Below are 23024 nucleotides of genomic sequence, written 5' to 3'. Positions count from 1 at the left end.
TGGCCGCGCGGGTTAGCTGTTAATAACCACCTCTTTGGGGAGTCGATGAGTTATGAAGGACATCTATTTAAAATTCGGCAATCCGGCGATCAAAGGCGAGTCTGCCGATAAAGATCACGCTGGCTGGATCGAAATCGATTCGTGGAGCCACTCGATCACGCAACCGCGTTCGGCCACGGCTTCCACGGCGGGCGGTCATACGTCCGAGCGTTGCGAACACGCTGACATGCTGTTCACCAAAGATATCGACGTGGTGAGCCCGCTGATCTATCAACACGCGTCGGGCGGCACCACGTTCGACGAAGTCACGATCGACTTCATGCGTTCCGACGGCGAAGGCAATCGCATCAAGTACCTGGAAGTGAAGCTCAAGTACGTGATCATTTCCAGCGCAACGCCGAGCGTGGTGGGCGAAGGTCTGCCGACCGAACAGTTCTCGCTGAAGTATGCCGCCGTGCAGTGGAAGTACACGCAGCAGAAAATCGGCGGCAACCAGGGCGGCAACGCGCAAGGCGCGTGGAGCCTCACGAAGAACGACAAGACCTACGCGGTCTGATGCCTTCGCGCACGCGGCCGGCAACGCGCAGTCATTGCGCGAAGGCCGGTCGCGTGCGCCTGGCATCGAGCCCGTTCTTCGGACGCTGATGAAACGATTCGAACCCAGCTTTCTCGACAAGCTGTTCGACGACGAACCTCATCTGCCGGCTTCCCCGGCGATGCGGCAATTGTCGCTGGAAGAGCTGAAAGGCACCGTCGCGCGCGACGTCGAGGCCATCCTGAACACCCGGATCGCCTTGACCGAGCACGAACTGGCGGCGCTGCCCGAATGCCAGCGGTCGGTCCTCACGTACGGTCTGAACGACTTCGCGGGCCTGAGCCTCGCCAGTCACTACGACCGCACGTTCATCTGCAAGTCGATCCAGCAGGCCATCGCGCGGCACGAGCCGCGATTGCAGCAGGTGGCGGTCACGCTCGAACTGAACGAGCAGTCCACCAATGCGCTGAATTTTGCGATTCAGGCCTTGCTGGTGGTGCATCCGGCGGAAGAGCCGGTGAGTTTCGACGCCATGCTGCAGCCGTCCACGCTGCAGTATTCGGTCACGCGCGCACGCGCGAAGCTTTAGCAGCAAACGTAGTTCAGTACCGCTTCGCCGCTGCCGTCACGCGCAACGGTGGCGAGCGATCAGGCGGCGTGGTGTCAGGTCCGGGGATAGATCGATGGAAGAATTGCTGCCGTATTACGAGCGCGAACTGTCATTTTTGCGGCGCTATTCGCGCGATTTCGCCGAACGCTACCCGAAAATCGCGGCACGTCTGGCCATGTCCGGCGAGCATTGCGAAGATCCGCACGTGGAGCGGATGATCGAATCGTTCGCGCTGCTCGGTGCGCGCATCAACAAGAAACTCGACGACGACTACCCCGAATTCACCGAAGCACTGCTCGAAGTGCTTTACCCGCACTACCTGCGGCCGTTTCCTTCCTGCTCGATTGCGCAACTGGGTACGTCGGCGGCGCTCAGTCACCTGACCGAACCGGTCCGCGTGGAGCGGGGCACCGAACTGAAGTCGCGCCCCATTCGCGGCGTGCAATGCCGTTTTCGCACCGCGTACGACGTCACGCTCGCGCCGGTGCGAATTTCCGAGGCGAAATACACGTCGGTAGCCACGGCGCCGAGCGCGACCGTGCTGCCTGGCAATGCGACGGCCGTGGTGTCCATCACGTTCGAATCGACCGCCGCGCAACTCGATCTGTCGGCGTTGAAGGTCGATACGTTGCGCGCGCATCTGCACGGCGAGCAGTCGTTCATCGCGGCGCTGGCCGATTGCCTGTTCGTCAACGGCATGGCCGCTTATGTGGAAGCGGACCGCCGCGGCGTGTGGAAGCCGTTGCGCGAACTTGCCGTAACGCAGGCCGGTTTCGACGAAGACGACGCGCTGATCGACTATCCCGCCAAATCGCACCCGGCCTATCGGCTATTGACCGAGTATTTCGCGTTCCCGGAAAAATTCAATTTCGCCGATTTCGATCTGGCGGCGATGACGCGCGCCAGCGGTCGATGCCAGCGTCTCACCTTGCATATCGTGCTCAAGGACGTGCGCAGCGATTCGCATGTCGCGCGGCTGCTCGATTCGTTGTCCGCGCATCACTTCCGGTTGTTCTGTACACCGGTGGTCAATCTGTTCGAACAGCACGGCGAGCCGATCCGCGTCAGCCATCAGGCGATTTCCTATCCGGTCATTGCAGAAGCGCGCCGCGCCTTCGCCTACGAGGTCTATTCGATCGACTCGGTGAAGCTCGTCAGGCAGCAGGCGCACGACGAGTCCGTGATCGAATTCCGGCCGTTCTATTCGCTGCATCACGGTGAGGCGGCACGCGCGGGTCACTACTGGTTCGCGCGGCGCAACGACTGGGTGGCGCAAAAGAGCCCCGGCTACGAAACCGAAATTTCGATCGTCGATATCGACTTCGAACCCGCCGCGCCGCAGACGGACACGCTGAGTCTCGATCTGACCTGCACCAATCGCGATCTGCCGTCCGGTCTCGCGGTCGGGCTGGAAGGCGGCGATCTGTTTCTCGAAGGCGGCTCGCTCACCGGCAGCATTTCAATGCTGCGACGGCCCACGCCGAGCGTCCGGTTCGAGCGCGGGCGCGCTTCGCACTGGCGGCTGATCTCGCATCTCGCGCTCAACCATGTTTCGCTCGCGAATAGCGGCCTTGCGGCGCTCAAGGAAATGCTGGTGCTCTACGATTTGCGGCGCACGGCGGTCTCGGCGCGGCATATCGACGGACTGGTCGGCATCGAGCAGCGCGCCGCGGTGCAATGGCTACCAGGCAAACCGTTCGCCACGTTCGTGCGCGGCATCGAGATTCGCCTGACGATCGACGAAGAACATTTCGTCGGCACGAGTCTCGCCTCGTTCGTGCGCGTGATCGATACCTTCTTTGGGCTGTATGTGCATCTGAACAGCTTTGTGCAACTGGTCGTGGTGTCGAAGCGCACCGGCGAGGAGATTCTGCGATGCAAACCGCGAAGCGGCGAATCGATCCTGGCGTAGTCGAGCAGCTTCTCGACGAGCCGCATCGCTTCGAATTTTTTCAGGCGGTGCGGATACTCGAGAAGTGGTTCGCGCAACAGGCGCCGGCACATCCGGACCGCACGGGCCGCACCGGCGATATCGTCGCGCAGCGCATTGCCTTTCGCAATTCGCTGTCGATTTCGTTTCCGCCGAGCGAGATTCACGGCGCGCAGTCTTATGGCGCGGACGGCGCGGCGCTCACCGACAAACCACAGCGCAGTGCCGCGCTCGAAGACGGCTCGCTCGACAAAATCGATATTACGCCGGCGTTTTTCGGCTTGCTCGGCGGGCAGGGCGCTTTGCCTTTGCACTACACGGAACAGATCGTCGCGCGTGAACAGATCAAGCGCGACCGCGCCGCGCGTGAGTTCTTCGACGTGTTTTCGAATCGCGCGACGGCCCTGTTCTATGCCGCGTGGAAAAAGTACCGCCTGCCGTTCCATTACGAACTCGATCGCGACGAACGTTATCTGCCGCTGCTGCTGGCGCTCGCCGGCGTGGCCGACGATGACACGCGCACGAGTCTGCAAAGCGGCGAGGGCGCGCTCTTTGACGAAGCCATCGCGGGCTATGCGCTCGCCGCGCGGCATCGGCCGGTGTCCGCGGCCTATTTGCAGCGCACGCTCTCGGAGTACTTCAAGGTGCGCGTGCGCGTCGAGCAGTTCGTCGGCAAATGGTACGACGTGCCGCGCGATCAGCTCACCGTGCTCGGCGGCGTCAACGCGACACTCGGCGCCACCGCGCTCGCGGGTGAACGCGTCTGGCAGCGCGACATGCGGGCGCGTCTCGTGATCGGTCCGCTGAACAAGGCGGACTACGAAGCGTTCCTGCCGGGCGCGGACCGCGCGGTGGCGCTCGAACGCATGCTGACCTTGCTGGCGGGCGTGACGCTCGAATACGAAGTGTCGCTGGTGCTGCGCCGCGAAGAGGTCGGGCCGAGCTTGCTGAGTCAGGGCGCGCGGCTCGGCTGGGACGCTTTCCTCTGCACGAAACCGGCCGCGCGCGATCGCGCCGACGCCCGTTACGAACTGCACGTGATTCACTGACCATAACGATAAAACCCGGACCCGGATCGCACGACATGAGCACGTCCCTCAATACCCTGATCGCCAAACTGAATCCCACCTGCCGTCAGGCGGCTTTGCTCGCGGCGAACAACTGTCTCGCGCGCGGTCACTACGAGGTCGACCTCGAACATCTGCTGCTGGCGCTGCTCGACGAACTGGCGAGTGACGTGGCGGTCGTGTTGCGCGCCAGCAGGATCGACGCCCATGCGCTGCGAGCCGATATCGAGCGCGAATTGCAGCGCCTGAAAACCGGCAACACGCGCACGCCGGTGTTTTCGAAGCACCTGATCGAGTTGCTCGAACAGGCGTGGCTGATTGCGTCGCTCGATTCGCAGATCGGACGCATCCGTTCGGGGCATCTGCTGCTTGCGTTGCTGACGGCGCCCGATCTGGCGCAATTCGCCGAGCGCATGTCCTCGCGTCTGCGCGATGTGCGCGTGACGGACCTGAAGCACAAGTTCGACGAACTGACCGAAGGCTCGCGCGAAACCGAACGCAGCAACGGCAGCAACGGTGACGCGGCCGGCAATGCGGGCGCCGAAGAAAACACCGGCGCGCTCGATGCGGCGCGCGGCGCGCCATCGGCGACACCCGCGCTCGACACCTATACCAGCAATCTCACGCAACGCGCGCGCGAGGGCAAGATCGATCCGGTGATCGGCCGTGAAGGCGAAATTCGCCAGACCATCGACATCCTGATGCGGCGCCGCCAGAACAATCCGATCATGACGGGCGAGGCTGGTGTCGGCAAAACCGCCGTGGTCGAAGGACTCGCCTTGCGCATCGCGGCCGACGACGTGCCCGCGCCGCTGAAAGGCGTGGCCCTGCATGTGCTCGACATGGGACTGTTGCAGGCCGGCGCGAGCGTCAAGGGCGAATTCGAGAATCGCCTGAAGAACGTCATCGACGAGGTGAAGAAGAGTCCGCACCCGATCATTCTGTTCATCGACGAAGCGCATACGATCATCGGCGCGGGTGGTCAGGCGGGTCAGAACGACGCGGCCAATCTGTTGAAGCCGGCGCTGGCGCGCGGTGAGTTGCGCACCATTGCAGCCACCACGTGGAGTGAATACAAGAAGTACTTCGAGAAAGACGCGGCGCTCGCGCGGCGCTTTCAGGTGGTGAAGATCGAGGAGCCCAATGAAGCGCTGGCCGCCGCCATGTTGCGCGGCATGGCTGCGTTGATGGAAAAGCATTTCAACGTGCGCGTGCTGGACGACGCGATCACCGAGGCCGTGCGTCTGTCGCATCGCTATATCAGCGGACGGCAACTGCCGGACAAGGCGATCAGCGTACTGGACACCGCCTGCGCGAAGGTCGCGCTCGCGCACAGCTCGACGCCCGCTGCCATCGACGACACGAAAAAGCGGCTCGAACGTATCGACGCCGAAATCGCCGCGCTCGAACGCGAAGTCGCGAGTGGCGCCTTGCACGACGAACGCCTTGCGGCGTTGCGTGAGCTACGCGAGGAAGACCTGAACGATCTCGCCGAAGACGAAGCCCGCTACGACCGCGAGCGCGCACTGGTGACGGAGATCGTCGGCTTGCGCGCGGACATCGACGCGGCGCGCGTGAACAGCGCCGACGTCGATCCGGCTGCGCAAACCCGCAAGGCCGATCAGGCGCGCGAAACGCTCGGCGCACGCGTGGCCGAATTGCAGGCATTGCAGGGTGCTCAACCCATGGTGCCCTTGCAGGTGGACGGCCATGTGGTGGCGGAAATCGTCGCCTCGTGGACCGGCATTCCGCTTGGCCGCATGGTGAAGGACGAGCTTCAGACCGTATTGAATCTGCAGCCTTTGCTCGCCGCGCGTGTGATCGGACAGGATCATGCGCTCGACGCCATCGCGCAGCGCGTACGCACCGCCAGTGCCAGCCTCGAAGATCCGAACAAACCGCGCGGCGTGTTTATGTTCGTCGGGCCGTCGGGCGTCGGTAAAACCGAAACCGCGCTCGCGCTCGCCGACGTGCTGTATGGCGGCGAACGCAAGATGGTCACGATCAACATGAGCGAATATCAGGAAGCGCACAGCGTCTCGGGCCTGAAGGGTTCGCCGCCGGGTTATGTCGGCTACGGCGAGGGCGGTGTGCTGACCGAAGCGGTGCGGCGCAATCCGTATTCGGTGGTGCTGCTCGACGAGGTGGAAAAAGCGCATCCGGACGTGCTGGAAATGTTCTTTCAGGTCTTCGACAAAGGCACGATGGACGACGCCGAGGGTCGCGAGATCGATTTCCGCAATACGCTCATCATTCTCACCTCGAACGTCGGCTCGCAGGCGGTCATGCAGGCCTGTCTCAACAAAGGCGCCGAAGAATTGCCCGACGCCGATGCGCTCGCGGAAACCTTGCGTCCGCAACTGTACAAAGCGTTCAAGCCCGCGTTCCTCGGCCGTATGAAAGTGGTGCCGTACTACCCGATTTCCGACGACGTGCTCGCCGAGATCATCGAGCTCAAGCTGGAGCGCATTCGCCGGCGCATCGAGTCGAATCACAAGGCGGTGTTCGAGTGGGACGAGTCGCTGGTGGACGCCGTGCTCGCGCGCTGCACCGAAGTGGATTCCGGCGCACGCAACGTTGACCACATTCTGAACGGCAGCCTGCTGCCCGAAGTCGCACAGCAGGTGCTGGAGCGCATGGCGAACGGCGCCGCCATCGAACGCATTGCCGTGCGCGCGACGGACGCGGGCGAATTCGATTACACGGTAGTGTGAGCGTCGCCGTGCACGTCGTATGCACCTTGTTTTAATGCCGTATTTTTCTGCTTGCCAACATGTCGACCGATCTGAACACGCTGCTCGCGCCGCTCAATGAAACCTCGCCCTGCGGCGAAGATTTGCTGTTTTCCGCCGACTTCGACGCGATCCAGCACGCACGCCGTTTCGACGACCCGTCGCTCGACCAGGGAGAATGGGTCACCGAAATCAAGGAGGCCGACTGGCCGTTCGTGGTGGAGCGCACCAGCAGTCTGCTGAAAACGCAGACCAAGGACTTGCGCCTCGCGGTCTGGCTGACCGAAGCGCTCGCCATCGAAGAAGGCGTGACCGGGCTCACGCAAGGTTATGCCCTGCTGGCCGGCTTGTGCGAACGTTACTGGGAACAGGTGCATCCGTTGCCGGAAGGCGACGACACCGAGTATCGGCTCGGCAACGTCGCGTGGCTGGTCGGGCGCACCGGCGACCTGCTGCGCGCGATGCCGCTCACGTCGGCGCAGGGCAATGCGTACAGCACGATCGACTGGGACGTGGCGACGCACGTCGCGCAAGCGGTCAAGCGCGATCCCGATCACGCGAACGACATCGCGCGCGGCAAGCCGTCGATCGAGCAGATCGAGGCGTCGAAGCGCGCCACGGCGCCGGCTTTCTATTCGACCTTGCTGGCCGATCTGAAAGCGTTCGAAGTGGCGATGCTCGCGCTGGAACAGGAACTCGACCGCCGCGCGGCCGACTCCGCGCCGAGTTTCCGTCAGGTGAAAGACGCCTACGAAAGCGTGTTTCGTCTCGCCGAACGTTTCGCGCGCGAACTCGGCGTGAGTGCCGAGGCCGCGCCGCCCAAAGCAGTCCATGCAGTCAAGCCGGACGAACCCGAACGCGCCGAGCCGACCTTCAGGACATCACCGCAACGCGAGGAACCCGTGTTGACGACACTTGCACCCAGCAGCACGATTGCCGGAATCCAGAGCCGAGCGCAGGCGGTGGCGCAGTTGCGCGCGGTGGCGACGTTTTTCCGCACCACCGAGCCGCACAATCCGGCGGCGTATCTCGCCGACAAAGCCGCGGAGTGCGCGGATATGCCCTTGCATCAGTGGCTTTCTTCGGTCGTGAAAGACGACGGATCGCTCGCGCATATCCGTGAATTGCTGGGGGTGAAGCCGGAGGAGAACAGCTAACGTCGCGAATCGACCTGGACGTTGGAAGAAGAAAGCCTGGCTTCACCGAGAAGCCAGGCTTTTTTCATGAGCCCGCGCGGAACTCGATGCGCCGGTTGCGCGCGCGTCCGTCGCTCGTATCGTTCGACGCAATCGGTTGATCCGGGCCGACGCCGGTCGTCGTCATCTGTTCGGGCGAAATGCCTTTTGCGACCAGATAGCCTTTGACCGCGTCCGCGCGCGCCTGGCTCAGGGCGATGTTCGAACTGCGGTTGCCGGAGTTATCCGTGTGCCCGATGATCGCGACGGTTTTCGTGGTCATCTTCGACATCGCCGCCGCCATCTGGTCGAGAATCGTGCGGCCTTGCGGCGTGAGCGTCGCGCTGCCGGTTTCGAATTCGATGGTGCGATTGGCGAGCGTCTGGTCGAGCAGCCCCTGTTCGGACGCGCTCACTCGCAGCCCGTTTCTGATCGTGTAAGTGGGATTCAGCGCATTGGCCATATCGCTCGCGAGTTGCTGACGCTGCGACTCGTTGTGCACTTCGCCCTTCACGTCGATCTGCGTGCCGTCGATTTTCAACTGCCCCTTGCTGATCTGTTTGAGTTGCGGGCCGATCAGTTTCTGGACATTGGCCGACCAGTTCGGCGGCGTCGCCACATCGGCCACTTCGATCTGATCGACGACGTTGGCCGCGCCGTACGTGTCGCGCAGACGCGCCAGAACGGCCGCCTTGGTCGCTTCGTCGGGCACCTTGCCGCCCGCTACCACCTGACCCGGCGTGGCGTTGACGGGCGGCGGCGCCGCGCTGACCGCGCCGGTGCCCGCGCCGGTCGTGCCGCTCGCGAGGCCGGCCGTGGTGACGGCGGGGCCGGGCGGCGGGCTCGCCGGCGCGCTGGTAGCACCCGGAAGCGCCGTGGTGCGGATCGACATGCCGCTATTGTCGATGGGCGTGACGCGCGCCGGGCCGTCGTTGTCGGCGTGAGCCAGCGGGCTGAGCACCGGGCTCAGCGCGAAAGCGGCCAGCAGGGCGGCGAGGCGCGTGGATCGGTTCGTCGGCATCGTGTCAGGCTCCCGTGAAGGCTTCGCGGAACGTGTCGATGCTGACGCGCAGCGACAGTTGCGGTTGGTCGAGGTAGCTGACGAGCTTGCTGATGCCATGATCGTTCTGTGCGTGTTCGTCGATCCATTCGGGATCGTCGATGTCGATGTTGTGCGCCGCGTACGCCTGCGGATCGACCACGCTGTGCAACGTTCGCGCCGAGGCGCCGTTGAAGCCGATGACGAGCCGCTCGCGTTCCGCAATCGTGCCGATGAAGATGGCCAGTTCGAAGTCGGCCTGCGAGACGAACGGCGCGATCAGTTCGAGCCAGAATGCGGCCACCAGGGTGCGATAAAACGGATCGTTCGGCAGCGGCAAGGTGAGACCGCGTTCCAGATGCGAGGAGCCGCTTTGCATCACCGGACGCAGCAGCGAACCGAGCGCCAGCATCGCGCCGCGCAACCGCACCGGATGGCCGCTTGCCAGCAGCATCTGTTCGAGGCCGGCGAGCGTCTGGTGCTCGACGAAATCGTTGAAGGTGCCGTCGTGCGGATTGCCCGGGCCGCCGCCGATCTCGATCGGCACCTGCATGTCGCCGAGCGCCTGCAAGGCGCCCGACGGTTCGCTCGCGCCGAGCAAAGGCTTCATCTGCGCCGCCACGCGCGACCACAGCCGCGCGAACGCGAGCGGGCTGCGTGCGAGGAAGGTCAGCGGCTTCTCGACTTCGAGCGCGGTGGCGGCAAGAAACGGAAAGCGCCGTGACGACTGGTCCTGACTCACCATCATGTGGCCGGCGATCGCCAGCTTGCTGCGCGAACCGAGGAACGCGAAGTGCATCGGCTTGGCATTTTCGTAGACGATCTTCCAGCGCGGGTCGTCGGTGAGCAGTTCCATCGCCTCGGCGATCCAGCGGTCGAGCGTCGCCAGCAACTGCGGGTTATGCGCGCTTTTGACGAAGTCGCCGCGCGACGGAATCTTGCCGAAGTAGGCGATCTGCGCCTGCACGGTCTGCGTCATTGCGCACTCCCTGAGTTCGTATTCACGGCGGTGGCAGCGGCCGGTCGCGTGGTTGCCTGGTTGGGCGAAGTAGGCGAGGGCAAGGAGCCCGCTGCCGTCGCATTGACGGAGTTCGCCGCCGCGCTCACGTCCGCCACCGAAGATGGCAGCCGCAGGCCGCGCAGGCTCTGCTGTTGCGGCGCGTCGCCGCCGCTGCCGCCCGAGGCCTGCGAGGTGCTGATGATGCGCATGCTGACCGCCACGGTGATGTTGCCCTGCGTCCACGACAGATCGAAGGTGCCGTCGGGGCGACGCTTGCGTTGCGCCGAGTTGATCAGCTTCTCCAGACCGTAGCGGCCCGGTTCGTTGACCAGTTGCAGGGTGCGTCCGTCGAAGGTGGTGGCATTGAGCGTAGCGCCCGGCGAGCCCGACGGGTTCGGCCACACGAAGTTGGTCCACTGCGGCGGCGTATTGCGGTAACGCATCTGCTGACCGTCGATCGCGAGCGTGTATTCGGTCGTGCCGCTGCTCGGCTGCGGCAGGATCTGGAACACAGTCTGCGGTTCGGCCGCCCCCGCTGCCGAGCCCGACGAACTCGCCGCACCGCCGGCAAGCGGCGCCACCCAGCGCGCGAAGCCATTGGTGAAGTCGGGCGTGAGCGCGAGGCCCATGTCGCCCCACGTGCGCGCCGTGAGCGTATCGCCGCGGCGCACGGCGAGCGGCCCGAGCGTGGTGCCGACGAACTTGGCGATCGAACCGTCCGGCCCGAACACCTGCGCGATCTCGCCTGCGCCGGCTTCGACCTTCGCGTCGCCGGCGAACGGATACTTGCTGGCGAGCGAGCCCTGGAAGTTCTGGTAGACCTGCGCGTTCCACACCTTGTTGACTTCGACGCTGGCCGGCTGGATCACCACGGCATACGCCGCCATCAGCGGGCGCACCAGCAGCGGCCGCAATGCCTTGCGTTGCGAATCGGTGAGGCCGGTGAGCATCTGTTCGTCGACGTACTTCAGCGAGTCGGCGAGTTCGGAGCCGCTGCCGTCGAGCGTCTGCTGCATCAGCTGACGCGCGCCCGGTCCCGGATCGCCCTGATTCCTGATGACGTTAAAGCGCGTACGGACTTTCGACAGCGTGTCCATATAGCCCTTGAGCATCGAACCGTTCTCGCCCGTGACGACGATGCGCCCCAACGCCGAGAACTCCTGGCCGATCGGCCCCATCGGCATCTCGATCGGATTGCCGTTGATGTCGATATTCGCGTTCAGCTGGCCGGTCGGCGCGCGCGAGAACCACTGCTTCACCCAGCTCGTCACGCCGGTCTGCGCGCGCTTGAGATTCGCGTTGAAGAGCGACGGGTTGTCCCAGGAAGTCTGGTCGTACGCGGTTTCGAGCACCTTGCGGATCGGCGAGTCCTGCGGATCGCCCAGACGGTTCATCGCATCCACGGCCTGACCGAAACTGCCGAAGTTCTGCACGGCGATGCCCTGCATGAACTTCTGCCAGTGCATCGCGTACTCGGTCTTGTACATCGAGACGAGCGCCTTCTGGATCTGCTCGGGACTGCCTTCGAGCGTCAGGTCGTCGTGCGCGGAGGTGTTGAGCACCCAGTCCTTCGCCTGCAACTCCTTGGTGGCGGCGTCGCGGATGGCGGGCTGCACGTACTGGAACCACGCTTCACGCGTGAAGGTGCCGGGAATCGCGTAGCTGCCTGCCACCAGCGCCGTATTGTTCTCGCCGACGATGCGCGCGATGGTCATGGGCGCGAAACGGGTGGACGCACGCGCCTTGATCTCTTCGTACACGCGCTGACGTGCCGGCATGCCGCGCACCACGCGGCGCAGATTTTCGCGGGTCTGGTCGACGAGGCCGAGGTTCTGGTCGATCATCGGCCAGTTGTCGTCGGACACGCGTGACAGGTAGAACGTGATCATGCGCTCGGCGCTGCGGATCATTTCGTCGCGAGGCATGTTGCCGCGATTGGTTTCGAGCCAGCCGCGCCAGAAGCGCGCGACCTGATCGGTCAGGTGAGCCGTTTCCACGTGACGCTTGTCGCTCAGCATCAGATACGTCTTGAGCGCGTTGTAGGCGTCTTCGACATTGGTGGGCGAGGCGTCGCTATACAGGCCACCCTGGCTCGCCGGCGCCATGGCGCTGCGCGCCGAGACGGGGACCGGCGCGGCGGCGTCCGGATTGCGGTTCAGCGGCGCGAGCTGATCCGGATGCGCGTTGACGTCTTTCATGAACGAGGCGAGATTCTGCGACACCGGATCGAGCAGGATCTGCCGCACGCCCGCGTAGTATTCGGTGAGCAGATGCTGCTCCAGACGATCGCCCTGATACAGGCCGAGCGACACCGCGAGCGGTTTGTCGCGGCGGAACTGTTCGAGCTGGTCGATCCGGTCTTCGAGAATGTCCATGGCCTGCAGGCGCGATTGCAGATCGTTGCGGTTCTGCTGCAGACGCACCACGTTGTCGAGGTCGGCCTTCACGTTCTCGGTGAGCTGTTCGTTGCCGATCGTCGACCAGGTCCAGCCGCCGAGTGCGAGCGCCAGCACGGCGACGAAGCCGAAGAACGTGGCATAGCGCAGGCGCGTTTTCGCGGGACTCGCGAATTGCCGGACCGTTTGACGGTCGGCGAAAATCACTTTCGAGAAAAGATCGCGCAGGAAGAAGCCGTTCTTCGAAAAGGCGCTGTGCGGTTTCGGCAGGCTCTCGGTGGAGAGGCTGAAGCGGTTGGCGATGCGCGTGGCGGCGGCGCTGCTGGTTTCGCCTTCCTGAAGCGCGCTGGTGAAGTAGAAGCCGCGGAAAATCGGCTTGTACTGGAACGGATTGGTTTCGAACAGCGTGGCGAGGAAAGCGCGCAACGCGGGCTTGATGGTCGAAAATTCGAGCGGAAAGCTCAGCTGACCCGGCGAGAGCTTGTTGCCGCGATTCAGCGACATCTGCGCCACGCTGATCTCTTTCAGGCCGTCGTAGAGTTCCTCGAAATGATCGTCGAAGAGGCCGACCACGTCGCGCTTTTCGTCCGGCTCATAGGGCAGGGTGGCGCCCCACACGCGGTCGTATTCGTGACGGTCGCTGCCGCTGAAGAATTCGGTGAAGCCGGTGATCAGGTCGGCCTTGGTGAACATCACGTAGACCGGCGCGAAGACTTCGAGCTTCTCCGTGAGTTCCTGCACGCGCTGGCGCAGATTCTTCGCGAGGTTGATCGCGAATTCCGGCTTGCTGCCGGTCAGCTCCGCAATACTCGCCGTGACGATGATGCCGTTGATCGGCGCTTTAGGACGGAAGCGCTTGAGCAGGCCGAGAAAACCGAGCCATTCGGTGCGGTCTTCGTCGTGTACCGAGTAGCGTCCCGCCGTGTCGAGCAGAATGCCTTCGGTGGTGAAGAACCAGTCGCAATTGCGCGTGCCGCCGATGCCGTGAACCACGGCGTTGTTCTTGTCGGCGAACGGAAACTGGAGGCCCGAGTTCAACACCGCGCTGCTTTTGCCAGCGGCCGGATTGCCGATCACGATGTACCAGGGCAATTCGTAGAGCGCCGAGCCGCCAGACATCTGACCTATCTTCGAGGTCTTGATGGTCTTGACCGCCTCGACGAGCCGCGTGCGCAGCACGTCGAGTTCGGCCTGGCGCGCGGGCGTGGGCGCGACGCCCGGTTCCGCCTGCTTTTCGGCCTGCTGTTCGAGCATTTCGCCGAGCTTGTCGTTGGCGCGGCGCATGCGCAGCTTGCGTACCGCCCAGACCAGCAGCCACAGCACGATGACCGTGCCCAGCACGATGGCCGGCCACATCGGGTCGATCTGCAGGATGTCGGCGCCGATGAACAGTACCGCGGCGAGCGCGAGCAGGCCCACGATCGAGAGCGTGCGTGTGTGGGTCAACACGTTGAGAATGCGTCGCATAAGCCGTTCAGGTCTTGGAAATGGGGGGTATTGCGGGTGGTGTTGCAGCGGGCGAGCGCCACCGGATTCATGAGTCAGGCGCTAACGCCGGCGATCGCGCTTGCGGGGCACGGGTCGAGCGCGCCGGCGGGATCGAATGCCGGGATTACCGGGCAATTGTTAAATCGGAAACCGGCGGCCATGCCGATTACAAAACCGGCAATATTTTTATGCGTGCGGCATTGCCGCTTTTTGCCAGAAAAATTGATTGAACGCCCCATTGCCAACCTCTTTATTGCCCGCTTCGTCTTAATGACCACGCCCCAATACGAAGCCGGGTTTGTGATATTCGACATGCCCCAGATCCATCATTTTCCAGCGACCACCCCACGTCAGTCCGACCTGTTCGGCCGTCTGTCCGTATAGTTGATAACCTCGCATGGCCCAGGGATCTTTTTCTGAAATGACGAGCTTGCCATCGCGCAAAAAAGCGTTGTCGGCGGCAAGGCCGTATTGGTGATAGCTCTGAAACGCCGCGGCATTGGTGACGTTACCCCCCATTTGCGCCAGCCGGTTTTGCCGCTCCGGACTGCGATAACCTTCCAGCAATGCCATTTCATAGCCGTATTGCTCGTGCATGATTTTATAGACGAGTAATAAACGCGTCCGGAAATCGGCGTCGAGTAAATTCCAGTCGCGGCTCGCGTCTTTTAACGCGGGCCGGATCTGCTCCACCTCCTGCGTCGCGAAAACCTCCGGTGGCAGGGGCGGCGGGGGCACGAGCTGCTCGCCATTTAATAATGCTGCAATTTTCTCATCCGGTACACGCGCGGTGTCATCGAATTGGAATAATTGCCTGCCGCGTAATGCCAATGCCACCAATGGCGGCGTCGCAAGAATACCCGTGGTAGTAAAAATCAGCAAGCGTCGCTTTGCCAGTAACTTTTGCATATCGACTACTGTCGATTGCGAAATTTTTGCCGAATTAACTATTTTGCCGCGTGCATGCAATGCGCCTTGCGATGCCCGCCGCATAACGCGGTCGTGAATATCGAGTGCCGCATCTAATAAAGCGGTGCGGGCCGCCGGTAATAGCAGCATTGCTGCGATCACGACAGCGATGGCGAAATAGGCAAGAAGTACTACGGCAATCAAAGTCGACCCCGGAAATTGGAAACAATTGTATTTTGTAATGCTTGCTCTTAGAATCAGGCCTGCTCGGAGAGGAGCCGGAACGTATTATCGCGGCGAAATAATCCAGAATTCAATGAGACAGTGAATGAGTGCGCCGGAAAGTTCAAATTCCAAAACCCCGCCCAGCCTGTTATCCGATAAGGCTAAAGGCGCGGGCGGCAATGGTTCGCGAATTCTTGCGAACCTGGAAGGCCGCGTCGAGCCGCCTGCCGAAAAAACACGCCGGTCGAAAGCGCCGCTCGCCGTGCTTGCCGTGCTGCTGATTGCCGCCGGCGGCTGGGGGGCGTGGCATATGCAGCAGCGCAACCAGGCCGAAGCGCTCGCCTCGGCTGGCACAGACAAACCCGCGGCAGCGGTGGCGGCCGCGAGCGGCAGCCAGCAGATCGCGGCTGCGGTGGCCTCGGCGCCCGTCGCGGTTTCTTCGCAGGCCGCCACCATCATCGCGGACGAAAACGACGGCAAGAGCGCGTCGTCTCCAGCCAGTGCCTCCGCCAGCGGCGACGATGGCAGCCGGCTGTCGCGCGCGCTCGCCGACGGTGCGGAGCCGGGCAGTGCAACGGCGGAAGTGGCGTCCGCTGCGTCGTCGGCGAAAGGCGTGCCGGCGGAAAGCGTCGGCACGGGCAAACACGCGAAGAGCGGCGCAACGGTGGCCGCCAGCACGAAACACGAAACGGCCGCGCACGGCAAGAAAGAGAGCGCGAGCGCACACCATGCGGCGCCGTCCACCGCACTCGCCCAGTCGAAGAAGGCACATGCGGTGAACGATAGCCACAAGGCCTCCAAAGATGATTCGGACGCCGATCTATTAGCCGCACTGGTTGCGCGCACCAAACCGGCCGACACGAAATCTTCCGGCGGCGATGCGGCAACCCGGGTGAGCGCGACGACACCCGTCGCGGCGTCCGGCAATGCAAAGCTCGCGGAGCGCGTGAAAGAGTGCAGCCAGCGTGGTTTCTTCGAAGACCAGTTGTGCCGCTGGCGCGTGTGCGACGGCCATTGGGGCAAAGATCCGTCGTGCCCGGCATCGGCACAGCAGGCGCGGCAACCTTGATGTCGTGTCGTGCCCGGCGAGAGTCGAATATTCGCTGGGCATGACAACTTGATTTCATTCGCTTTACGTTTATGATGGGTTTCCTTATTTGAACGACAGTTTAAAAAGGAGACATCTGTGAAGCGTATTTTCGTGACGTTGACCTGTGTGACCACATTCGCGGCGCTCACCACGCTCTCTGCCTGCGGCGGCAGCGATCTCACCCCACCCGCCGATCCACCCAAAGTCATTATCGATAGCGACTACAACACCTTGAGCGACGACGGTCAGCTCGGTGTGATGGCCGCCCAACTCCAGGCGCAGGGCTCGCTCAAAGTACTCGGCATTACCGTGGTGTCGGGCAACCAGTGGTTGAAGCAGGGCGTGGCCGATGCATTGAAATCGGTCGAGCGTCTTGGTGTCGAAAATCAGATTGGCGTATATGCGGGCGCGAATTACGCGCTGTCGCACGACTACGCCACCATCCAGGCCGAACTTAAACAGTTCCCCGGCGGCGACGGTTATCTCGGCGCGTGGAATACGCCCGAGCCGCAATCGGATAGCGACCTCGTCGCGCCGCCCGATGGTTTTGCTACGCATACCAAAGTACAGAGCAAAAGCGCGGTCGATTTCATCGTCGATTCCGTGAAAGAGAATCCGGGGCAGGTGACCATTCTTGCAATCGGCCCGCTGACCAATATCGCGCTCGCCACGCGTCAGCACCCGGAAATCGTGCCGCTCATCAAGCAGATTATTTATATGGGCGGCGCCATCGACGTACCTGGCAATACCACGCCAACGGCCGAATTCAACTGGTGGTTCGATCCGGAAGCGGCGAAAGCGGTGCTGCATTTGCCGGTCAAACAGGTTGTGATTCCGCTCGACGTGACGGACACCGTGCAAATGGACAAGGCGCTATACGACCGCGTGGCGCACGATCCGAACAGGCAGACCATCATCACGCAATTGTTCAAGACGTTGAACGGCTATGGATTCGACGGCAAGAATGGATTCGAAACGAACCCGAACTACACCACGAATATCTGGGACACACTCACGCTCGCTTATCTGATGCATCCTTCGTATGCAACGCAGACCGTGGACGAGTGGGTGGACGTGGATATGAGCTTCGGCGCCAACGATGGCAAGGCAACGGGTTATACGAGTTCGCCGCCGGCTGGCTTGCAGAAAATGACGGTCGTCAAACGCTTCGATAATCCGTCCTTCTTTAACTTCTACGTCGATCTGTTGACGCGGCCCGTGCCGGTGAAATTGCCCGGCTAGGCAGGCGCGCGCCTGCGTCCCGCTCAGGCGGGATGCAGGCCGCGCAACAACTGCCGTACGCGCGACATGTCCTGGTCGACGTGCTCGGCCTGCTCGAACAGCTCCGCGAGCCAGTCCACGAAAGCGCGCACCCGCGGCGACACCCGGCGATTTTTCACATAGGCGACCGACACCGGCATCGGCACGGGTTTCCATTGCGGCAGGACTTCACGCAACTGGCCCGAGTCGAGATAGGGCTGCGCGGCGATGCGAGCCGGCTGGATCATTCCGAGCCCTTGCAAGCCGCAGGTGAGATAGGCCTGTTCGTCGCTCACCTTGACGAAGCCGTTCACCTTGACCTTGTGCGCTTCGCCGTCCACTTCGAAATCGAAATCCACTTCGCGGCCGCTATCCGGCGACATGCAATTGACGGCCAGGTGGTCTTCCAGATCGCGCAGACTGACCGGCGTTCCCATACGGGCAAGGTAAGCGGGGCTCGCGCAAGTGACGTGTTCGAGCGTACCCAGTTGCCGCGCGATCAGATTCGAGTCGGGCAATTCGCCGAGCTGGATGCTGCAATCCACCGCCTGCGCGACCAGATCGACGGTACGGTTGCTCACGCCGATCGCCAGATCGAGATTCGGATAGCGCGCGTGAAAGTCGTCGAGCGCGGGCAACACGAGCGCGCTCGCCACGGCGCCGGGCATTTCGATTCGCAGACGGCCGGTGAGGTTTTCGGTTGCACTGCGCAGACTCGCTTCCATTTCGTCGATATCCGCGAGGATTTGCGCGCTGCGCTCGTAGTAGGCCGCTCCTTCGGCGGTGACGCTGAGGCGCCGTGTCGTGCGGATCAGCAGGCTCGTGCCGAGCAGGGCTTCCAGGTTCTGAACGATCGTGGTCGCAGTCGCACGAGGAATGTTGAGAGACTCCGCGCCGCGGGTGAAGCTGTTCATATCCACGATACGGATGAAGGTACGCATGGCGGTGATTCTGTCGATCATTGCTTTCACTCCAAAGGGGCGGGTTTTGGCCGGCTGGCCGTTGGGATTTTTTTCTGCTGTAGTGCGGTTGTTTTTTTTATTAGTGGTTGTTGTTGATGCTGGCAGCAGGCTCTTTTTTCTGTATGCCTGCGGTGGTGGTGTTTTTTTTCTTATTGGTTTATTAGTGTTGCCCCTGTGCGGGGCAGCACCTACTTTTCTTTGCAGCGGCAAAGAAAAGTAGGCAAAAGAAAGCCGCTTTGAACCGCTAATGCTATTCGTTATCAGCGGCGCTTCTTTGCCGCAGTGGCCCCGGAGCGTCCGGGCCTTCGCGCACTCCGCGTGAGTGACAAGGCCGTCATCAGTTCCGGCGGCGCTCCGCGCGCCGAGCGGCACATAAGGGGAAACCGAAGGTTTCCATTGAGCTTCTCGCCGAGGCGAAGCCGACGGCTGGCACATCGAAAAATCGAAGTGACTGTTTGAATGAAGTACCGCTCCGGCGCGTAGCGTCGCCGGAACGGATGACTGCTGTACCACTACGAATTACGATCCACGGCCGGCCCTATCGGCTGCCACTCCGTGTGGTTATGAGAGGTGCCCGCTTAGGGTTAGCGGTGTGAGCGGCTTTCTTTGCTTACCTTTCTTTGCCGCAGCAAAGAAAGTAAGTGCCGCCCCGCACAGGGGCAACACTAATAAACCATAAACAAAAGAAACGCAGCCGCCGCAGGCAAAAAAGCCCCACCGCAGGACAACCAAAAAACCCCAATCAGAAAAGAAAAACCCTCTCCGAAGGAGACCCTTACTTCCTGATGGAATCCAGATCAATAACAAACCGATATTTCACGTCGCTCTTGAGCATGCGCTCATAAGCCTCATTAATATCCTGCATCGGAATAATTTCGATATCCGAAGTGATGCCATGCTTGCCGCAGAAATCCAGCATTTCCTGCGTTTCCGCAATGCCGCCAATCAGCGAACCTGCCAGGCGGCGGCGCTTGAAGATCAGGTTGAACACCTGCGGCGACGGGTGATCGTGTTCCGGTGCGCCGACCAGCGCCATCGTGCCGTCACGCTTGAGCAGCAGCAGGAACGGATTCAGATCGTGTTGCGCAGCCACGGTATTGACGATCAGGTCGAAGCTGTTCGCGTGCGCTTCCATTTCCTGCGCATTCTTCGAAATCACGACTTCATGTGCGCCAAGGCGCTTCGCGTCTTCGATCTTCGACGGCGACGTGGTGAACAGCACGACGTGCGCACCCATCGCGCGCGCCAGCTTCACACCCATGTGACCCAGGCCGCCGAGGCCGACGACGCCGACTTTCTTGCCGGGACCGGCGCCCCACGTGCGCAGCGGCGAATACGTGGTAATGCCCGCGCACAGCAACGGCGCGACGCCTGCGGGATCGAGGTTCTCCGGCACGCGCAGGGTGAACGCTTCGTCGACCACCAGTTGCGTCGAATAACCGCCGTAGGTCATCGAACCGTCTACACGGTCGACGCCGTTATACGTGCCGACAAAGCCGTTCTCGCAATACTGTTCGAGATCTTCCTTGCAACTCTCGCACGTGCGGCACGAATCGACCAGACAGCCCACGCCGACCACATCGCCCACCTTGTACTTCGTGACGCCGGGACCGACGGCAGTGACGCGGCCGACGATTTCGTGACCCGGCACCACCGGAAAAACCGTGTTCTTCCATTCGTTGCGCGCCTGGTGCAGATCGGAATGGCACACGCCGCAAAACAGCACTTCCATCTGCACGTCATGATCGCGCAATTCGCGGCGCTGGATTTCGAACGGGGCGAGCGGCGCTTTCGCGTCGGTCGCTGCATAGGCATAAGTCGTGCTCATGGATAGCTCCAGCAAAGAGGGGGACGTCACAAGGTGCCGACGATTGACGACAGGTGTCGCCGATGCGGCTACCTTGCAGGAACCGGGATCACGGCGCCGGCGGTGGGCGTCGAATTCCTCACGCTGAGAAATCGGCGGCCAGGCCCGGCGCAGCGCGGAACAGGATGATCCGGCAGGGTTCCCATGTTAGGTTCGGCAGACGAGACCGGGAATACCTGAATGTCTTGAAGGTTTGCCTAAAACTCCTGGCGAGCGGCGCGATAGGCTGTTTGATGCTAAATTTCAAGCACTATTCTCTTGTGCGTCACTATAACGTCATGTCAGTTCATTCTACCCAGTCAAACCCGTCGGCGCAGCGAGACCACGCCGACACCGCGCAGCAGCGCCTCGTCGACCTGTTCGACGCGCTGGCGCCGAACCCCGGTTTCACGCGTTCGAGTCTGGAAGGTGTCAGCCTGATGCGGGCGAACTCGCCCATGCCGCGCATGCCGGTAATGTACGAGCCGAGCATCGTGATCGTGTGTCAGGGACGCAAGCGCGGCTATCTCGGCGACCAGGTGTTCCAGTACGACGCGCAGCAATATCTCGTGCTGTCCGTGCCTTTGCCATTCGAGTGCGAAACGGAGGCGACACCGGAAGAGCCGTTTCTCGCCATCTCGGTGCGGGTCGATCTGACCATGGTGGCGGAGTTGCTGATGGCGCTGAACGAAACGCAGGGCGCGGCCCAGAACGATCCCGTGGGAATTTATTCGACGCCGCTGGACCCGGCATTGTCGAATGCCGTGCAGCGTCTGATGGAAGCGCTGGCGTCGCCGCTCGACGCGCGTATTCTCGCGCCGGGCGTGGTGCGCGAAATCTGTTATCGCGTGTTGACGGGCGAGCAGGGCGACGCGATTCGCGCGGCGCTCACGCATCAGAATCATTTTGGCCGCATCGCCAAGGCATTGCGCCGCATTCACGCGGATTATCACGGCGCGCTCGACGTCGATACGCTCGCCTCGGAATCCGGCATGAGCCTCGCGGTGTTTCATGCGCAGTTCAAGGCCGTGACGGCGACCTCGCCGATGCAATACGTGAAGACCACGCGTTTGCATCACGCGCGGCTGTTGATGGTGCAGGACGGTTTGAATGCGGGCGCGGCAGCGGCGCGCGTCGGGTATGAAAGCGCGTCGCAATTCAGCCGCGAGTTCAAGCGGCTATTCGGTCTGAGTCCGATGGACGAGGTCAAGCGCATGCGCAGCGTCTACGATTCGCCGCCGCCGCAAGTGCAAAAACCGGTTGCGCGCTACGTGACGGCGGTGTGAGCGGACCTCGATTTTCTTCGCGCCGCGCCGGGCTATAAACCGCTGAACCAGTTATAGCCCTGGTCTTCCCAGTAGCCGCCGGGATTGGTGTTGGTCACGAAAATCGCTGCAATGTGCTTCGGATTTTTAAAGCCGAGCTTGGTCGGCACGCGCAGCTTCAGCGGATAACCGTATTTGGCGGGCAACGGTTCGGTGCCGAAGTCGAGCGTCAGCTGTGTTTGCGGATGCAGCGCGGTCGCCATGTCGAGGCTGGAGTAATAGCGGTCCGCGCATTTGAAACCCACGTAGCGTGCGCTCAGATCGGCGCCGATCCGTTCGAGAAACGTGCGGAACGGCACGCCGCGCCACTGACCGATCGCGCTCCAGCCTTCGATGCAGATGTGACGCGTGATCTGCGAGGCCTGCGGCAACTTGCGCAACTGCTCGAGGTTCCAGGTTCGCTTGTCCGACACGAGCCCCGACACTTCGAGTTCGTATGTCGAGCCGTCGATATCCGGCGCGTCGAACTCCGGATAAAACGCGTTGAAGGGAAACGGATTCGTGATGTCGCGCGCGGTGTACGTGGGCGCGAGCTTGTTGCGGTCGAACAGCCAGCCTTGCACGCGATCGTTCCAGCGCGACATGGCCCACAGTACCTTATCGACGGAATCGTTGTCCTGCAGATTGCAGCCCGAGAGCATCGACAGCGCGCCGATCGACAGCGACGAGCGCAAAAAGAGCCGCCGTTGCAACTGCTCGATTTGCGGTTTGTGATCGGCAAGAACGATGCGCGCGCCGCGCGAGTCCCTGCGTTTTCCTTCGCTCATGCCTTGCTCTCCACATGGGTGGCGCGTCTTGCGCGACCCGTCAACATCGGCAGCAGCGTGCGTGGCACCAGCAGCACCAGCGCGAGATGCACGACGACAAAACCGACCACACCCGCCATCGCGACGAAATGCACGCGCCGCGCGAAATCGAAACCGCCGAATAGTGCGGTGAGCCACGAGAATTGCACCGGTTTCCAGATGGATAATCCCGACGCCACCAGCACGACACCCAGCAGGAGAACGAACAGATAAAGCGCGCGCTGCACCGCGTTGTATTTGCCGGTATCGTGCGGCAGGCGAAATCGCATGGCGAGCGCCGCATCGTGCAGCACGTCGCGCGGATAAACCGGCAGCAGCTTGCGGCGGAAATGCCCGCGGCCGAGGCCGTACGCGAAATACAGCAGACCGTTGCCGCACAGCAGCCACATGGCCGCGAAGTGCCAGGCGATCGATCCGCCCAGCCAGCCGCCGACCGTCGCCCATGCAGGAAACCGGAACGGGAAGAACGGCGACGCGTTATAGATTGCCCATCCGCTCATCACCATGCAGACCATGGCAAACGCGTTGACCCAGTGCGTCATTCGCACGATAAGCGGGTGGACGACGAAGCGCGCTCGTGGATCGGACATGGTGAGAGCTCGGAAACAAGGCTAAAAACGTGGGCTGAA

General features: G+C 62.3%; 19 protein-coding genes. 11 read left to right on the top strand and 8 right to left on the bottom strand.

The features are described from left to right. The first annotated feature begins 52 nt into the window (after positions 1 to 52). The 6 genes from P3T18_RS33825 (at position 53) to tssA (ending at position 8031) form a co-directional block, all read left to right on the top strand. Entirely contained in the window at positions 53 to 556 is a 504-nt protein-coding gene (locus P3T18_RS33825; protein WP_429304332.1) for an Hcp family type VI secretion system effector, read from the top strand. An 88-nt stretch (positions 557 to 644) separates the two neighbouring features. Further along, on the top strand, positions 645 to 1124 hold the full coding sequence (gene tssE / locus P3T18_RS33820; protein WP_429304331.1) for a type VI secretion system baseplate subunit TssE: 480 nt from the start codon (positions 645 to 647) through the stop codon (positions 1122 to 1124). A gap of 94 nt (positions 1125 to 1218) precedes the next feature. After that, on the top strand, positions 1219 to 3057 hold the full coding sequence (gene tssF, locus P3T18_RS33815) for a type VI secretion system baseplate subunit TssF (RefSeq protein ID WP_429304330.1): 1839 nt from the start codon (positions 1219 to 1221) through the stop codon (positions 3055 to 3057). Further along, positions 3021 to 4124 carry a type VI secretion system baseplate subunit TssG gene (tssG, locus tag P3T18_RS33810; RefSeq protein WP_429304329.1) on the top strand — a complete coding sequence of 368 codons (1104 nt, stop codon included), beginning with the start codon at positions 3021 to 3023 and terminating at the stop codon, positions 4122 to 4124. Before tssF ends, tssG begins: the two co-directional genes overlap by 37 nt. A 35-nt stretch (positions 4125 to 4159) precedes the next feature. Then, complete coding sequence (gene tssH / locus P3T18_RS33805; protein WP_429304328.1) at positions 4160 to 6856, top strand: type VI secretion system ATPase TssH; 2697 nt, start codon at positions 4160 to 4162, stop codon at positions 6854 to 6856. A gap of 59 nt (positions 6857 to 6915) precedes the next feature. Continuing rightward, entirely contained in the window at positions 6916 to 8031 is a 1116-nt protein-coding gene (gene tssA / locus P3T18_RS33800) for a type VI secretion system protein TssA (RefSeq protein ID WP_429304327.1), read from the top strand. A gap of 64 nt (positions 8032 to 8095) precedes the next feature. On the opposite strand, the gene P3T18_RS33795 is transcribed toward tssA, so the two are convergent. The 3 genes from P3T18_RS33795 to tssM are packed head-to-tail and all read right to left on the bottom strand — an operon-like array spanning position 8096 to position 13951. Continuing rightward, positions 8096 to 9070, bottom strand: coding sequence for an OmpA family protein (locus tag P3T18_RS33795; protein WP_429304326.1), 975 nt, complete (start codon positions 9068 to 9070; stop codon positions 8096 to 8098). 4 nt (positions 9071 to 9074) lie between these two features. Further along, positions 9075 to 10067, bottom strand: coding sequence for a type VI secretion system-associated protein TagF (gene tagF, locus P3T18_RS33790; RefSeq protein ID WP_429304325.1), 993 nt, complete (start codon positions 10065 to 10067; stop codon positions 9075 to 9077). Continuing rightward, positions 10064 to 13951: a type VI secretion system membrane subunit TssM gene (tssM, locus tag P3T18_RS33785; protein WP_429304324.1), complete on the bottom strand. Its 3888-nt coding sequence runs from the start codon at positions 13949 to 13951 to the stop codon at positions 10064 to 10066. The genes tagF and tssM overlap by 4 nt, the downstream gene beginning before the upstream one ends. Positions 13952 to 13965: 14 nt before the next feature. On the opposite strand from tssM, the gene P3T18_RS33780 reads away from it, so the two are divergent. After that, complete coding sequence (locus P3T18_RS33780; protein WP_429304323.1) at positions 13966 to 14202, top strand: hypothetical protein; 237 nt, start codon at positions 13966 to 13968, stop codon at positions 14200 to 14202. A gap of 37 nt (positions 14203 to 14239) precedes the next feature. On the opposite strand, the gene P3T18_RS33775 is transcribed toward P3T18_RS33780, so the two are convergent. Further along, positions 14240 to 15085 (bottom strand): M15 family metallopeptidase, encoded by an 846-nt coding sequence (locus tag P3T18_RS33775; protein WP_429304322.1) that lies wholly within the window; start codon positions 15083 to 15085, stop codon positions 14240 to 14242. A gap of 124 nt (positions 15086 to 15209) precedes the next feature. On the opposite strand from P3T18_RS33775, the gene P3T18_RS33770 reads away from it, so the two are divergent. Together P3T18_RS33770 and P3T18_RS33765 are read left to right on the top strand one after the other, a co-directional pair. After that, the gene (locus P3T18_RS33770) at positions 15210 to 16175 is read left to right on the top strand and encodes a hypothetical protein (RefSeq protein WP_429304321.1); all 966 of its coding nucleotides are present in this window, start codon (positions 15210 to 15212) and stop codon (positions 16173 to 16175) included. Positions 16176 to 16292: 117 nt separating this feature from the next. After that, positions 16293 to 17438: a nucleoside hydrolase gene (locus P3T18_RS33765; protein WP_429304320.1), complete on the top strand. Its 1146-nt coding sequence runs from the start codon at positions 16293 to 16295 to the stop codon at positions 17436 to 17438. A 23-nt stretch (positions 17439 to 17461) separates the two neighbouring features. Here the strand turns inward: P3T18_RS33765 and P3T18_RS33760 are convergent, their stop codons facing one another. Beyond that, positions 17462 to 18418 carry a LysR family transcriptional regulator gene (locus P3T18_RS33760; RefSeq protein WP_429304319.1) on the bottom strand — a complete coding sequence of 319 codons (957 nt, stop codon included), beginning with the start codon at positions 18416 to 18418 and terminating at the stop codon, positions 17462 to 17464. Between P3T18_RS33760 and P3T18_RS33755 the strand changes: the two genes are divergently transcribed. Beyond that, the gene (locus tag P3T18_RS33755) at positions 18396 to 18638 is read left to right on the top strand and encodes a hypothetical protein (RefSeq protein ID WP_429304318.1); all 243 of its coding nucleotides are present in this window, start codon (positions 18396 to 18398) and stop codon (positions 18636 to 18638) included. The two genes, P3T18_RS33760 and P3T18_RS33755, sit on opposite strands and share 23 nt — an antisense overlap. Before the next feature lie 555 nt (positions 18639 to 19193). On the opposite strand, the gene P3T18_RS33750 is transcribed toward P3T18_RS33755, so the two are convergent. Next, complete coding sequence (locus tag P3T18_RS33750) at positions 19194 to 20246, bottom strand: NAD(P)-dependent alcohol dehydrogenase (RefSeq protein ID WP_429304317.1); 1053 nt, start codon at positions 20244 to 20246, stop codon at positions 19194 to 19196. A gap of 317 nt (positions 20247 to 20563) precedes the next feature. On the opposite strand from P3T18_RS33750, the gene P3T18_RS33745 reads away from it, so the two are divergent. Continuing rightward, a complete protein-coding gene (locus P3T18_RS33745; RefSeq protein WP_429304316.1) occupies positions 20564 to 21550 on the top strand; it encodes an AraC family transcriptional regulator in 987 nt (328 codons plus the stop codon). 32 nt (positions 21551 to 21582) lie between these two features. Here the strand turns inward: P3T18_RS33745 and P3T18_RS33740 are convergent, their stop codons facing one another. After that, the gene (locus P3T18_RS33740) at positions 21583 to 22356 is read right to left on the bottom strand and encodes a molybdopterin-dependent oxidoreductase (protein ID WP_429304315.1); all 774 of its coding nucleotides are present in this window, start codon (positions 22354 to 22356) and stop codon (positions 21583 to 21585) included. After that, positions 22353 to 22985: a cytochrome b/b6 domain-containing protein gene (locus P3T18_RS33735; RefSeq protein WP_429304314.1), complete on the bottom strand. Its 633-nt coding sequence runs from the start codon at positions 22983 to 22985 to the stop codon at positions 22353 to 22355. The genes P3T18_RS33740 and P3T18_RS33735 overlap by 4 nt, the downstream gene beginning before the upstream one ends. Positions 22986 to 23024: the final 39 nt, after the last annotated feature.

The sequence above is a fragment of the Paraburkholderia sp. GAS199 genome (assembly GCF_050436585.1).
Classification (GTDB): domain Bacteria; phylum Pseudomonadota; class Gammaproteobacteria; order Burkholderiales; family Burkholderiaceae; genus Paraburkholderia.
This window is presented reverse-complemented; position numbering and strand designations above follow the sequence as displayed.